The 14,588-nt window shown below is 44.9% G+C and carries 11 protein-coding genes; 3 read left to right on the forward strand and 8 right to left on the reverse strand.

Translation table 11 applies throughout. The features are described 5' to 3' along the window. Position 1: 1 nt before the first annotated feature. The 7 genes from trpC to AAE02nite_RS11840 all read right to left on the reverse strand — a co-directional run bounded on the left by trpC (position 2) and on the right by AAE02nite_RS11840 (position 7,664). Positions 2–802, reverse strand: a complete 801-nt coding sequence (gene trpC, locus AAE02nite_RS11810; RefSeq protein WP_146897938.1) for an indole-3-glycerol phosphate synthase TrpC — start codon at positions 800–802, stop codon at positions 2–4. Positions 803–925: 123 nt separating this feature from the next. Then, positions 926–1,912, reverse strand: a complete 987-nt coding sequence (gene trpD / locus AAE02nite_RS11815; RefSeq protein ID WP_146897939.1) for an anthranilate phosphoribosyltransferase — start codon at positions 1,910–1,912, stop codon at positions 926–928. 143 nt (positions 1,913–2,055) lie between these two features. After that, positions 2,056–2,655, reverse strand: coding sequence for an anthranilate synthase component II (locus tag AAE02nite_RS11820; protein ID WP_146897940.1), 600 nt, complete (start codon positions 2,653–2,655; stop codon positions 2,056–2,058). Between the two features lie 70 nt (positions 2,656–2,725). Then, the gene (locus tag AAE02nite_RS11825) at positions 2,726–3,070 is read right to left on the reverse strand and encodes a four helix bundle protein (protein WP_146897941.1); all 345 of its coding nucleotides are present in this window, start codon (positions 3,068–3,070) and stop codon (positions 2,726–2,728) included. A 79-nt stretch (positions 3,071–3,149) separates the two neighbouring features. Next, positions 3,150–4,562 (reverse strand): anthranilate synthase component I family protein, encoded by a 1,413-nt coding sequence (locus tag AAE02nite_RS11830; protein WP_146897942.1) that lies wholly within the window; start codon positions 4,560–4,562, stop codon positions 3,150–3,152. 352 nt (positions 4,563–4,914) lie between these two features. Continuing rightward, positions 4,915–5,808, reverse strand: a complete 894-nt coding sequence (locus tag AAE02nite_RS11835) for an alpha/beta hydrolase (protein ID WP_146897943.1) — start codon at positions 5,806–5,808, stop codon at positions 4,915–4,917. 197 nt (positions 5,809–6,005) lie between these two features. Further along, a complete protein-coding gene (locus AAE02nite_RS11840; protein WP_146897944.1) occupies positions 6,006–7,664 on the reverse strand; it encodes a carboxylesterase/lipase family protein in 1,659 nt (552 codons plus the stop codon). Between the two features lie 102 nt (positions 7,665–7,766). On the opposite strand from AAE02nite_RS11840, the gene AAE02nite_RS11845 reads away from it, so the two are divergent. Then, positions 7,767–8,528 carry an NUDIX hydrolase gene (locus tag AAE02nite_RS11845; RefSeq protein WP_146897945.1) on the forward strand — a complete coding sequence of 254 codons (762 nt, stop codon included), beginning with the start codon at positions 7,767–7,769 and terminating at the stop codon, positions 8,526–8,528. Positions 8,529–8,668: 140 nt separating this feature from the next. Here the strand turns inward: AAE02nite_RS11845 and AAE02nite_RS11850 are convergent, their stop codons facing one another. Further along, complete coding sequence (locus tag AAE02nite_RS11850) at positions 8,669–9,643, reverse strand: DUF4886 domain-containing protein (RefSeq protein ID WP_146897946.1); 975 nt, start codon at positions 9,641–9,643, stop codon at positions 8,669–8,671. Positions 9,644–9,924: 281 nt separating this feature from the next. Here AAE02nite_RS11850 and AAE02nite_RS11855 point away from each other — a divergent pair, with 281 nt between their 5' ends. Both AAE02nite_RS11855 and AAE02nite_RS11860 read left to right on the forward strand, forming a co-directional pair. Next, positions 9,925–12,249, forward strand: coding sequence for a family 65 glycosyl hydrolase domain-containing protein (locus AAE02nite_RS11855; protein WP_146897947.1), 2,325 nt, complete (start codon positions 9,925–9,927; stop codon positions 12,247–12,249). 284 nt (positions 12,250–12,533) lie between these two features. Continuing rightward, entirely contained in the window at positions 12,534–14,351 is a 1,818-nt protein-coding gene (locus AAE02nite_RS11860; RefSeq protein WP_146897948.1) for an alpha-amylase family glycosyl hydrolase, read from the forward strand. The last annotated feature ends 237 nt before the right edge of the window (positions 14,352–14,588 follow it).

Raw genomic sequence — 14,588 nt, forward strand, 5'->3', positions numbered from 1 at the left:
TTTATACCGCAGCAGTTTGTCCTAATGCATGAATAAAATCGGCACAAGCTTTTTCCGGCCGGCTGGTTTTCATAAAAGCTTCGCCCATTAAAAAGCCTTGGTATCTAAATTGGCGCAGTTCCCGGATAGTTTCGGGTTGGCCAATGCCACTCTCCGATACTTTAATAAATGAATCCGGAATAAGCGCCGCCAATTCTTTGGAGGTGTTGATGCTAACAGTAAAATCTTTCAGGTTGCGGTTATTTACCCCAATCACGTCTACTTTGTCGCTGAGGGTACGTTCCAGTTCTTCCTGGTCATGCACTTCCAGTAATATTTCGAGCCCCAAAGAACGGGCAAAATCGGCTAGTTGGTTTAGTTTTGGTGTTTCCAGGATGCCGGCAATTAATAAAATCACATCGGCCCCAATAGATTTAGCTTCTACAATCTGGTATTCATCCACAATAAAATCTTTGCGCAGAATCGGGCAAAAATTATACTTCCGGGCAGTGGTTAAATCCTCGCTTTTGCCGCCGAAATATTTCTGGTCGGTGAGTACCGAAAGCGCCGAGGCACCGGCCTGCATATACCCAATGGTGGTTTTCTCTACGGCAGCATGGGGGTTAATCATGCCCAAAGATGGCGATTTGCGTTTAAACTCCGCAATAATGCCACTCAGGTCCGGCCGTTGCAGGTACTTTTTTAACGATACCGGCTGGGTTTCAAAATAGATGCTCTGCTCCAGTAATTTTACCGGTACCAGGCTTTTCCGGTCGGCTACCTCGGTTTGTTTAAACGCCGCAATTTCTTCCAGAATATTCATTTTTCCTTAATAGTCTAAGATCTTAAGCTTTAGACTAAATATTTAAATAAGTATTTATAAACAATTAATTACCAACAATATTTATTTACTGATTTACTTAAAGCCTATCAGCTTTAAGCCAGGTTAAGCTAATAAGTTTTTGAAAGCCTGTAAGGCTTTACCCGATTCCAGCGACTCCCGTGCTTCGGCTAAGGCATCTGGTACTTTTAACTTGGGGTTGGCACAAAATATAGCCATACCGGCATTGGCAATTACCGCATTTTTCTGGGTCTCGGTGCCTTGGTTTTCGAGCACGTTTTTAAATATTGCGGCCGATTCTTCCACGGTATGTCCGCCGGCGAGCTCAGCCGGGTTTACGGTTTTAAAACCCAACGATTCCGGCGTAAGCAAATGTTCGCCTTCGGCCAATACCATTTTAAACGGCGAGGTTAAAGAAATTTCGTCGTACCCATCCAGCGAATGCAGAATAATGTAGCGCTTGTTCGTCTGCTGGTACAAGTAATTGTAAAGGCGCAGCAACTCCAGGTTAAAAACGCCTACCATCTGGAAATTAGGCATGGCCGGGTTAACCATCGGGCCTAAAATATTGAAAAAAGTTTTCAGCCCTAACTCTTTCCGGATGGGGCCAAAATTTTTCATGGCCGGGTGGAAAACTTGGGCGTGCAAAAAGCAAATATTAGCCTCGTCGAGTTTGCGGCGCAGGAAATCCGATTCATTCGTAAACTGGTACCCAAAATGGGCCATGATGTTAGACGAACCGCAAATAGAAGACACCCCGAAGTTACCGTGCTTCGCCACTTTATAGCCAGCCCCGGCTACTACAAAAGAAGCCAGCGTAGAAATATTAAAAGTATCTTTACTATCGCCGCCGGTACCACACAGGTCTATTACATCGTGGGTACCTAAATCCGGCTTAATGCACAATTCCAGCATGGCATCGCGGAAACCTTCCAGTTCACTCACGGTAATATTCCGCATCAGGAAAACCGTAATAAAAGCCGCCATTTCGCTTTGGTTATAACGCCCCTGACTTAGGTCCATTAAAACCTGCCGGGCGGTTTCCTTCGTGAGTGCCTTTTGCTCGATTAAATGAATTAAAATTTCTTTCATAATAAATTAATGTGCTGATGTGCGAATATGCTGATTTGCTGATTTGAAAAATGTAGCAATATTAGCTTGTTTTCTAAACTTTAACCGTCTGACTTTTAGCTAAAACTAAATTATAACAATCTAAATGCTAATTATTTAAAATATCAAATCCAGCTTTTCTTAGGGGTGATGGAGCCTTTCAGCCAGGTGCGCATCATGGTTTCGCCGTGCTCGGTTAAGATAGATTCGGGGTGAAACTGCACACCTTTTACATTGTATTCGCGGTGACGCAGCGCCATTATTTGTCCATCGGCATCAACCGCTGTAACTTCCAGTTCGTGGGGAAAAGATTTAGGTACCACCACCCAGGAATGGTAACGGGCAGCTTTAAATTCGTGCGGTAAACCCCGGAAAATTGGTTCGTTATTTGAAGAAACCCGAATGGGCGTGGCTACCCCGTGCACCGGCTCCGGTAAATTCAGAAGCGAACCGCCAAAAGCCTCCGCAATGGCCTGGTGCCCCAGACAAACGCCAAATATTTTCTTTGTAGGTGCATAGCGTTTAATTAAATCCGGCATTATGCCGGCTTCGGATGGTACACCCGGGCCCGGTGATAAAAGAATATTATCGTATTCCTCTACCGCGTCCAGCGTTATTTTATCGTTCCGGTAAACATCCATTTTCGCTCCGTAACCCAGCTTTTTAACCAGTTGTACCAGGTTATAGGTAAACGAATCGTAATTATCTAACACTAATAATTTCATTTTCTGATAAAGTTTAAAGTTTAAGGTTAAAAGTTGAAGGGTTTCCACTAATGCCTTAAACCTTTAATATTTACTTTATTTTATTCTGATAATCCTTGATGTATTTAATAAAACTTGAAAGCTGACCAGACAAGCTATTTAACTCGGAAAATTTATTATTATAAAATTCATTTTCAATAATCTCTAGTTCCTTCAAAATGAAAAGCTGACTTCTAAGCTCTCCTGCTGACCCCTTGGCATATTTCAGAAATCGTACAAACTCATTGTTATTATTGTATTCAAATCCTTCGGCGATATTACTTGAAATAGAGAAAGCAGCTCTTTTTATCTGGTCTTTAGGTGCAAAATCATTCTTCAATTTTTCGGTTTCACAAACTTTATAAATATCAATTGCAATCTGGCCGGCCTTTTCCAAACATCTAAATCTTCAAACCGCTTTGCCATTTGTCATTTAACCTTAGACCTGATTTTAAACTTTTAAACCTTTAACCTTTTTAAATATCCGCAGCCAAAACCAAAGCTTTGCGCAGAGCCGCCAGTTTGTGGTTAACTTCGTTCAGTTCCGATTCCAGAACCGATTTAGCTACCACACCCGCTCCGGCCTGGTAATACAAGCGGTTCTGCACGCTCATGAAAGACCGAATCATGATGGCGTGGTTGAAGTCGCCGTTGAACCCGATAAACCCAATACAGCCACCATAATAACCCCGCCCGGTTGGTTCCAGTTCATCAATAATGCTCATGGCTTTGTATTTGGGCGCCCCCGATAAGGTTCCGGCCGGAAAAGTATCGGCTACCATCAGCATAGGGGCTACTTCTTTGCTGCGGGTGCTGGTAACTTTTGAAACGAGGTGAATCACGTGTGAATAATATTGCACTTCTTTGAATACTTCCACGTTTACATCGTCGCCGTGGCGGCCCAGGTCGTTGCGGGCTAAATCAACGAGCATCACATGTTCGGCATTTTCTTTGGGGTCTTCGTAGAGTTTGCGGGCCAATTCGGCATCTTTGGCATCGTCGCCGGTGCGCCGGAAAGTACCGGCAATCGGGAATATACTGGCTTTATTGCCTTTTAATAAAATCTGGGCTTCGGGCGAAGAACCGAATATTTTAAAGTTGCCATAATCAAAATAAAATAAATAAGGCGATGGATTGATGGAACGCAAGGCGCGGTAAACATTAAATTCATCGCCTTTAAAGCCTTGCGAGAACCGCCGCGACAGCACAATCTGGAACACATTGCCAATATTACAATGGTGCTGCCCCTCGCCGATAACTTTTAAAAATTCTTCGTCGGTATAATTTGAGTCTTCGTCGTTGCTGACTTTAAAAGAAAAGGAAGGAATATTTTTATTGCGGATAAGCGCTTCGAGGTTAGCCAGGCCTTTGCCATCGTTGTTCTCGTCAATGCTGTGCTCAAAAATGTAAAGGTCGTTTTTGAAATGGTCAACCACAATTACATAGCGGTACAGGCTATAAAAAATATCGGGCAAACCTTCGTAAGCGGTTTCTTTGGGGCGGAAGGTAAGGTCTTCGTAATAAGTTACGGCGTCGTAGGCCATGTACCCAAATAAGCCGTTGTTTACGAAATTGAAATCGTGTTCTTTTACGTAGAAGCAGTTCACAAACTGCTGCAGGTGTTTTACGGCATCGCGCCGTTCGGTTAAAGTGAGTTGCTCTACCTTCCCATCCGGGAAAAACTGGCTGATAACGCCGTTCTTTAATTCGACCCCCCCAATTGGTTCGCAACAAATATACGAGAAGCTGTTTTCGTGTCCGTGGTAGTCGGAGCTTTCCAGCATAATGCAGTTGCGGTATTTATCGCGCAATTGTAAATAAATACCTACCGGGGTTACTGTATCGGCTAATAAATGCTTGTGAACCGTATAAAGTTTATACTTATCCATTTAAAGAGATATGTTAAGGTCTTAAAACAAAAAAGCCCAAGTGTGAACTTGGGCTTTCTTTTATGCGCTATGATAAAATTACAGGTATGCCGCGTTCACGCTCTTAGTTTTCTAAAAGGTGCCACCAACCAGCAGTATGTAATGTTATGTTCTTCATTCTGTCGCAAATATAAAGGTGGTTTTGGTTTATCCAAAATAATTTAATTTAAATTATTTGGGGTGGTCTTATTTAAATTTAATCCTTTAGGAACCGGAAGTATCGGTAGAGTGGCAAAATATTAAACCCACATTATATTTCAGAAAAATCTATAGCAAAGTGCAAGGGCTCAAATAAATAATTTAAAATTAATATTTATCTGATTTTTTGAGCCTGCAGATTGGCTACGCCGTTTGCCTGTAATATTTTAGAAAAAAATAGTACATGATAGGGTAAAGAGTTTTCCCAGTAATCCCAGGTATGGCCGCCAGGTCTTTCGGTATAATCGTGAGGCGTTTTGTTGTAAACCAGGCGGCGGTGAAGCTCACGGTTTGGCTCCAGTAAAAAGTCGTCTACCCCGCAATCGATTATTATTTTCAGGTTATTGGCTTTCATTTTATCCGCCATATTAACCACCGAATGCGCAGCATAATGATTGGGCATAGCTCCCAATGGCCCTAGAATCCGCTCAAACCCAGGCTTTATTTGCTGGCTAAATTCCGGTGATATATTCCAGTTAGCTGGATCCAAGTCTAGGGCACCGCTCATGCTACCCGCAGCACAATAAAGCTCCGGGTGCCGGGTGGCTAAATACAGGGCCCCGTGGCCGCCCATACTCAAACCCGTAATTACGCGGCCTTTACGATCGCGGATGGTGCGGTAAGTATTGTCGATTTTGGTTAGTACCTCTTGGGTAATGTATGTTTCAAAAAGGTTATCTTTCCGGACTGGGCTATCCAGGTAACCTCCCAACCTTTCTCCTTCGGGCGAAACAATAATAACATTATATTGGTCAGCCAGCTTATGCAACAATTGCTTATCGGGCGTTAGCCGGAGCCAGTCGCTAAATCGCCCTCCCCCACCGTGTAATAAATACAAAACCGGAAAAGCCGCCTTACTTTTAGCATAAGCATTGGGTAATACTACAGCGGCCTTATACGTTTTGTTCATAGCGGCACTTGGAATATCCAACGAATCTACTTTAGCAGCAAAAGCAGAAATACCTAAGCTACCCAAAAGCCCCAACAAGAATAAGCGACGAAATTTCATTTGATTTAATTTATAAGTGGTTTATAAAGGAGTCAAACCCGAAGAGGCATTTTAACCTCTCCAGGTTTTAAATTTTTATAAGAAAATTAATCCGAATCTGAAGGTTTAATAAGTGCAGCCTTTTAGTGGTTTAGGAAAACCAGGGTAGACTAAGCTTGGGTTAAGGATGCTTTATTACTATTGCGACCAGCTCTTTCCTATTTTTTATGCAGTTTATCTAATAACTGGTACCGGGCACTGCTCTCCTCAGGTTTAGCGCCGCTGTTTACATCCAGGTGCATTACCTGTACGGGCTTGCCTTCGCTAAGCAATGGCCAAACTGGTAAGCCCGGCCCATTGGGGTTGCCTGTTTTAATAAAATTGGCAAAGTAGCTTTGCATGGTTTCCGATACTTTATAATCTTCGGGTGCCCAGGCGTATACTTTATTGTAAGGCAGATTACCCATGGCATATTCTATTTCGGCGGCGTGAACGGCTCCGCGGGCTTGTGGCATTTTTACGGCATTGGGATCATTCTCTTTTACCACCCCGCCGGCCAGGCCAGCCGAGGCATTACCCATAGCGGGCACCATGGCCGGACGTGGACGCGAGAACAAATACCGATAAACTGGTTTACCACCCGTTTGGGCATGTAAGTCCAGCCATTTCCAGGTACTGTAGGCAATAAAGCGATCACCGGCCAGGTCGGTAGCAACCGGTACCACGTCGGCATCCTTATTTACTTTGTAGACGGCTAATATTTCATCGGCATCAGCGCCGTATATCTTCTCAACCGCTTTTTTAAAGTTCTCTACTGTAGGATTTTCGCGGCCCAGCATAAACATATAAGTCATTTCTTCGGAATTCCAGCCCGCAAGTAAAGGCACCTTAGCTTGTTCGCCGGCGGCGAAAATAGCAGCTGGTAACTTTGGGGAAAAGTAGCCATCTATGGTAGCCGGAAAACCTGGTATCCCCCGCTTTCCTGCCGCATCTAATAATTGTTGCGCAGGTAATGCCCGTAAAGCTGCCAGCGAATTGGCGCCCATTTCCGCCGCGAAGGCAGTTCCAATTTTCTCGGCTTCTGCTAACGGAACAGGATCCAGGCCCGAATTAACCAAGGCACCACTTTCGCCGATAGCCGCCCGGAATAAATTTTTAGAAATTGGTGAAGCCATTTGGGCACTTACCGAGATAGAACCGGCCGACTCGCCGGCAATGGTTACTTTAGCCGGGTCGCCGCCGAAAGCCGCAATATTTTGTTTTACCCAACGTAAAGCCTCGGCTTGGTCCATATAACCGTAATTGCCTGATGCTTTATGCGGCGATTCTTTGGTTAGTTCGGGGTGGGCTAAAAATCCAAACACGCCGAGCCGGTAATTAACAGTAACGGCCACAATACCGCGCTTAGCCATACTCTCGCCATCGTAGCGGGCTTCAGATCCATCGCCGGCCACAAAACCACCCCCGTAAAAATATACCAGTACTGGTAACTTTTCCTGAGAAGTTTTAGCGGGCGTCCAGACATTCAGGTACAAACAATCTTCGTTCATGCCGTTCGACCGGAAACCCATATCGCCGAACACAGCTAACTGCATGGCTCTTGGTCCGAATTGAGTCGCTTGCCGTATGACTGGCCAATTTTTAACGGGGTGGGGTTCGCGCCAACGTAAATTTCCGACCGGAGGAGCAGCAAATGGAATACCCTTATAAGCCCGAATACCGCTTTTCTCAGTGGTACCGGTCAGCATTCCGTTAGTTGTTTTTACCTGGCTGCCTGCTTGAGCGGTGTTTCCGTTATTAGTTTGAGCCCTAACCGTTAGGGGGCTTATATGAATACTTAGTAGCAATAAAAAACAAAACTTTTGTAGAAACCGCATTCTTTTGATCTAGATTAATATTTAAATATGTTAATTTGACATAATAATAATTTATTTCTTTCAATACGTCAAAATAACACAATAATATTTTCTACTGATTACATGCCTGAAAAAGAAAATTTAACTTACCTGCCTAATCCAGAAGCAACAGAATTATTGCCGCAACTCACCCTCGACTGCACTGTATTGGGCTTTCATCAGGACCAATTACGCGTGTTGTTATTGCGCTGGAAAGGAACCCAGGAATGGAGTTTGCCCGGTGGCCCTGTTCGGCAAACTGAATCGGTAGATGAGGCGGCTTACCGGATTTTAAAAGAGCGTACCGGATTGGATCAGATTTACCTCCAGCAATTCGAGGTTTTCGGAGAAGTTATCCGGTATAATTTATCCGAAATTAAAAATAAACTGGAACACCTCATAGACCCGGCACTTTGGTATAACCGGGCCGTATCCATCGGATATTATGCTTTGGTAGAATATTCTAAAGTTAACCCTGCGCCCGATTTATATACCGATGAATGCCAGTGGTGGGAAATTAAAGATTTGCCTGCTCTGCTATTTGATCACAACAAAATTATTGAAGCAGCTTTGAAAGCCCTGCGCCGGCAACTTAACTGGCAACCGGTTGGTATTAATTTATTACCCGAAAAATTTACCATGCCCGAATTACAAAGGTTGTACGAAGCCATATTAAATCGGCCATTGGATCCTCGGAATTTTCACCGGAAAATACTAAGCTTGAATATTTTAGAAAGATTAACGGAAAGAAGAAAAGGCGGGGCTTTTAAATCGCCTTACTTGTACCGATTTAACAAAGAAAAATACGAAGCCGCACTAGAGGAAGGAAATTTATCTTTTATATAAGATCGCCTTCACCGGCAATTTACTTTATGGAGAGTGGGCATGAAATACCCCTACATACAATTGCTGGGTAACGGACCACCGGCCGTTACCCTCACCTACATGGTAAATTACCCGAGTGTACCTTTGAGATCGCGCTAGGATTAAATTTTCACGGCTTCCTTTTTCGCTTTTTTTACTTCGGCTTTAGCCACTTTTTTTAAATAATGGGCAAAATCGGCGGGTACTTGCTCCGGTACAAACTTTACTTTAGTAGGCGATTGGTTAAACAGGCTGGCATACCACACCAACGAACCTAAAAATTCGCCGGCCGCATTGGCATGATTGGAATCAAAACCGAGCTTGTTGTCTTTCCAGGTATAGCCCACGTGCAAAGAATTGGACTGGTTAGGTAAATTGGGCGCAACCGGATTAGCAAAATCATACTTTTCGTCTACTTGGTAGCCCCATTTGGAGTTGGAACTTACCTGGTAAAAAGCATCGCCAACCGGCATTAACCGCACCTTTAGTTCATCGGCAATGGTGTGGTACGCGGCCCGCGATTTTTCCCACATTTCGCGCTGGGTTTGAGCGTGCTGTTCTTTCTGTACCAGCCCAAAATTTTTAGAATCGATGCGGTAAGCCCAGGTCTGGTGCATCACTATTTCGGCTTGCGGCTGAATAGCTTTTATGTAATCGTACAGTTTGCGGGCGTAGGGCCGGTAAGTTTCTACATCGCTGGAATTCATAGAGTTTTGCTGAATGGTAACCACATCCCACTGCCCTTCGGACAAAAGCATTTTTAAAGATTTACCTTTATATTGTTTACCTGCCGGTTCGTTTGGGTCGGCTTCGTAGGCGGCGGCAATTTCCCAGTGGCGCTGCAAAGAACACCCGCCCAGCTCCGCCCGGCCAATAATTAACGCCCCGCCGTTTTCTTTCACCAGTTGGGGTAAGTACCGGGCAGCATTCTGCGAAAAACTATTGCCAATAATAAATAGCCGAAGCGGTTTATTTTTGTCCCGGAGCGTGTTACCAGGGGGTATTTTAATGGCAGAAGCGGGTAAAGCCCCGGTCTGCAGGGTAATTAATAGTAAAATAAACCACAGTAACCTATGCGGGTAAATTTGTCTATTCATCTGGCGGAATTTTAGTATGGTACAGAGCCAACAGCATCCTGCTCGTTTGCCGGAGGTAAAGCTAAAAAATAAATTTTTATTTTAGTAAAGTTGGTTTACCTAAGCCCTATACCCATGCATTTAAGCGATACAATTTACCACTGACTTAATTAACATCTGGGAGCACAAAGTACTTTCAGCTACCTTTACAGGTAATTTGCGTGTATTCATCCAGAAAAAGCTTTATTTGCCTCTTTCGGAATATTCAACCTTAAACAAACCCCAATTTTTTTCTGTTCTTAATGGAGCGATTTTTAACTATAAACGATTGGTCGATCATTGAAGACGGCTTTCACCCGGAGTACAATAAAATTACAGAATCGGTGTGCAGCATTGCGAATGGGCGCATGGGCCACCGGGCTGCTTTCGAAGAAAAATATTCCGGTAATACCGATCCCAGTCATTACATAGCCGGCATTTATAATTCTGTTAAAGACCAAGCCTGCGTACAGCTAAACAACCTTCCAGAATATACAACCCAAATGGTTAAAGCCCCCAATTGGATTGGAATTGACGTGGAAGTGGATGGGGAAGTACTCGATTTGGCCACTTGTAAAATATTAGATTTCCGCCGGGAACTGAACATGCGCGAAGGCTACCTGGAGCGCACTTTTAGGGCCCAATTGCCGGGCGGCAAAGAAGTGGAAGTTTCTTCCCTGCGCTTTACCAGTATAGCCGACGATGAACTGGGTGCTATCCGCTACGCCATTATGCCGTTAAATTTTAGCGGAGAAATTACGCTTACACCTTATATTGATGCTAACCACGCTGCTGCCGAATATAATTTGCAGGAAAAGGTTTGGCGAGATATAGACCGGGAAGTAGAACCGGGCGCTGGTTTTATTCTTAGCGAAACAGAAAAAACGGCTTTTCAGGTAAGTACCGGTATGCGCCTGCAACTCGAAAAAGACGGCACCGGCGTTGAAACCAAAGTTGAACTTATAAACCGTGACAGATATATTGCCAACCGCCTGACCGCGCCGGTAGACGAAGGCGAACAACTGGTGCTGTTTAAATACGCGGCAGTGGTTTCTTCGGAATATTACCCACCAGAAAAGCTGGCCCTTGCCTGTAACCTGGCGCTGGACCGGGCTACTCAAATTGGATTTGCCGAAATGCTGGATGCGCAAGCGGCAGTTTGGGGCGAAAAATGGCAAGATAGTGATACTGTGATTAAAGGCGATGCTGCCGCCCAGCAAGCTATCCGGCTTAATATTTTCCAGCTCCACCAAACCTACACCGGCGAAGATGAGCGCTTAAGCATTAGCCGGAACGGATTTACCGGCGCTACCTATAGCGGCGCTACTTACTGGGATACCGAAGTATTTGGACTGCCCTTTTACTTAGCCACCGCTGAACCGCAGGTAGCCCGCAACTTACTGCTATACCGCTACAACCTCCTACCTAGAGCAATCGAAAATGCACAGGAACTAGGTTTTACAGGTGGTGCTGCCCTCTACCCTATGGGCTCGCTAAACGGAGAAGAATGCCACACCGATAAAGAAATTATTTCGTCCGCCATTCACCGGAATGGCGCTGTTGCCTTCGCCATTTATGATTACATCCGCTACACCGGCGATACGGATTATTTACAACAGTTCGGCCTGGAAGTGCTAATAGGAATTTCACGTTTCTGGGCACAGCGGGTAAACTGGTCCGGTAAAAAAAACAAATACGTACTGTTAGAAGTTACCGGGCCCGACGAATATGCCCGCAACGTTAACAACAACTGGTATACCGCCACCATAGCTTCCTGGACCTTAGCTTATACCCTGCAAGCCTTAGAGCAGGTTAAGCTAACAGCAAGTACCCGGTATCAGGAGTTAAAAGAAACTTTAAACTTCGACGAAGCAAAAGAAACCGCTCAGTGGCAGAATATTATAAATAACCTGTACTACCCGGCCGACGAGGAAAAGGGTATTTTTCTGCAACATGATAATTATTTAGCTAAAGAACCCGCCTCGGTAAAAGACCAGGCTCCGAACCAACAGCCGCTTGACCAGACATGTACGGAGGACCGGATTTCACCATCTAGCTTTATTCAACCGGCAGAGGTCCTGCAAGGCCTTTTTCTCTTTGAAGAGAACTACGATTCAGATACTATCCGCCGTAATTTTAATTTCTACGAATCACGTGCGGTACACGAATCTGCGCTGTCGGCGGGCATACACGCAATTGTGGCCGCAAAAATCGGCCACCAGGAAAAGGCTTACGAATATTTCATGCGCTCCGCGCGGCAAGACCTGGATAATTTAAACGATGATACCGAAGCCGGCTGCCACATAACCGGAATGGCGGGCACCTGGATGGCGGTTGTGAAAGGATTTGGCGGTATGCGGGTAAGAAATAACCACCTGCATCTGCACCCTGTCCTTCCCAGCACTTGGCAATCCTTTACTTTTAAAATCAGGTTCCGGGAACACCGGCTCGACATTACCGTTTCGCCAAGCTCCGTCAAAATATTAAACCAGGCCGATAAACCGCTTGTCTTTCACCTTTATGGCCAAGAAGAAACTATTCCGGCTAACAATATTTCTAATTTTCCGAGTTCGCCGGTGCCCGTTTAACCTAAACATTTAAACTGAAGCAAAGCATCGCTCAATAGTGGTTTTATATAGGACTTACGCAAAGTATAATTACCCAAACATACTTGCAATTGCAGCCGGTATGCCCTCGTAACTAGCTATTCAAAAATTGGCGTAAGTCTTCTATATGAAAACTACCTTACCGGCTTATCTGCAGTTTATTTAAACTTAATGCGCGCTCCGGATTGACAAAATATTTTCCAGGCCGTACAAACACAGATTTTTAATCTATTTGAATCATTTCCCTGTTCGTTTTTCCTAATTCTATGTCGCATACTCTTACCACAATGCCGGAAGATGCCGAGGCGGTGACTTTGCCCCTTTCGCCTGATAATTTTTCGGATGAACAAATAAAAGATAATAAGCTGGTAATTTACCAGATATTTACCCGGCTGTTCGGCAACAAGAAAACCACCAACAAAACTTACGGCACCCTCGAAGAAAACGGGTGTGGTAAATTCAACGACATTGGCGAAAAAGCTTTAACGGAAATTCAAAAACTAGGCGCCACCCACGTCTGGTACACCGGCATTATCGAGCACGCCACCCTAACCGATTACACCGCCTATGGTATTAAAACCGACGCTGCCTGCCTGGTAAAAGGCCGGGCCGGCTCGCCGTATGCTATTAAAGATTATTACGATGTAAACCCCGATTTAGCAGTAGATGTAAAAAACCGGATGACCGAATTTCAGGCGCTGGTAGACCGGACACACCGCCAGGGTTTAAAAGTAATTATTGATTTTGTTCCGAACCACGTCGCCCGCAGCTACCACTCCGATGCCCGGCCAACCGGCACGGAAGATTTTGGCACGCTTGACAATACCAACGTTGCTTTCGACCCGCAAAATAACTTTTACTACATTCCGGGCCGGCAACTAATATTACCGCAGGAATGCCGAACGGCCGCAGACCTGGAAAAAGAAGCTTTTATCGAAAACCCCGCCAAAGTAACCGGCAATGATGTTTTCTCCGCTACTCCTTCTGTTAACGACTGGTTCGAAACCATCAAGCTGAATTACGGCGTAGATATTCAGTATAACCGCACCAAGCACTTCGATCCTATTCCGGATACCTGGCTGAAGATGCACGATATTCTGAAATTTTGGACCGAAAAAGGCGTAGATGGCTTCCGGTGCGACATGGCCGAAATGGTGCCGGTGGAATTCTGGCGCTGGTTAATACCGCAGATGAAGGCGGTAAACCCGGATTTGATTTTTATTGCCGAGATATACAACCCACACGAATACCACCATTACACGCAGCAGGGCCAGTTTGATTTTCTGTACGATAAAGTGGGTTTGTACGATAGCCTGCGCCGGCTCATGGAGGGCAAAGGCAATACGGCCGAAATAATTAAGTCCTGGAAAGAAGAAACCCGGGGCATCTCCTCGCACATGTTGCGATTCCTGGAAAACCACGACGAACAACGCATTGCCTCCAACCATTTTGCCGGCACCCCCTGGGCTGCCATACCGGCCATGACTGTATCGGCCACGCTGGCCTCCGGACCGGTAATGCTATATTTTGGCCAGGAAGTAGGCGAACCCGGCAAAGGTAATGAGGGATTTCAGGGCGAAGACGGCCGTACGACTATTTTCGATTATTGGGGCGTACCCGAACACCAGAAATGGATGAACAACGGCCAGTTCGACGGCGGCGCTTTAAGCCCGGACCAGTTAAGGTTAAGAGAATTCTATAGCCGGTTATTAAACCTGCTTCGGGAGGAGGAAGCTTTACGGACCGGCCGATTTTACCAGTTATATCCGCACTCCGTTGGCGATCACGGCCACGGCTCGCATAAGCTATACGCTTACCTGCGATATACCTCTCACAAGAAATTAATGATAGTAGTTAACTTCGACCGAAGCCACTTCCTTCACACCAACATTCCCATCCACGAGCCTGAACTACAGCTTCTGGCTGGTAACTATAAAAAACTGATCCTGTTGGACTTATTAAATACTTCACCGGATCCGGAAGTCCATTATGTTATTTCTGAAAAGTCCAGCCATCTGGTAGGTCAGGTTATTTTAAAGCTACCGCCTTGTAGTGCTTATATATTTCAGGTGGCCGGCGAATAAGGGCTTAGCTGTTTAGCCTATTTCACTAATGCTTGACCAAATTAGAAATTAGCATCAATTCGCCCTATGCTATTGTATCTGATAGTTAAGCTTTCTAAAAATTGAGTCTTCTGAGTGATAAGTATAGATTGAAAATCAGGACAAACCCCTATCTTTATAAATTCTGGTTGTAGTAAATTATGGCCTTATAACTTAATACTTTCAACTTTCATTAGAATAGGGAAATATATACCCGTT

This window comes from Adhaeribacter aerolatus (assembly GCF_007991635.1).
GTDB lineage: Bacteria > Bacteroidota > Bacteroidia > Cytophagales > Hymenobacteraceae > Adhaeribacter > Adhaeribacter aerolatus.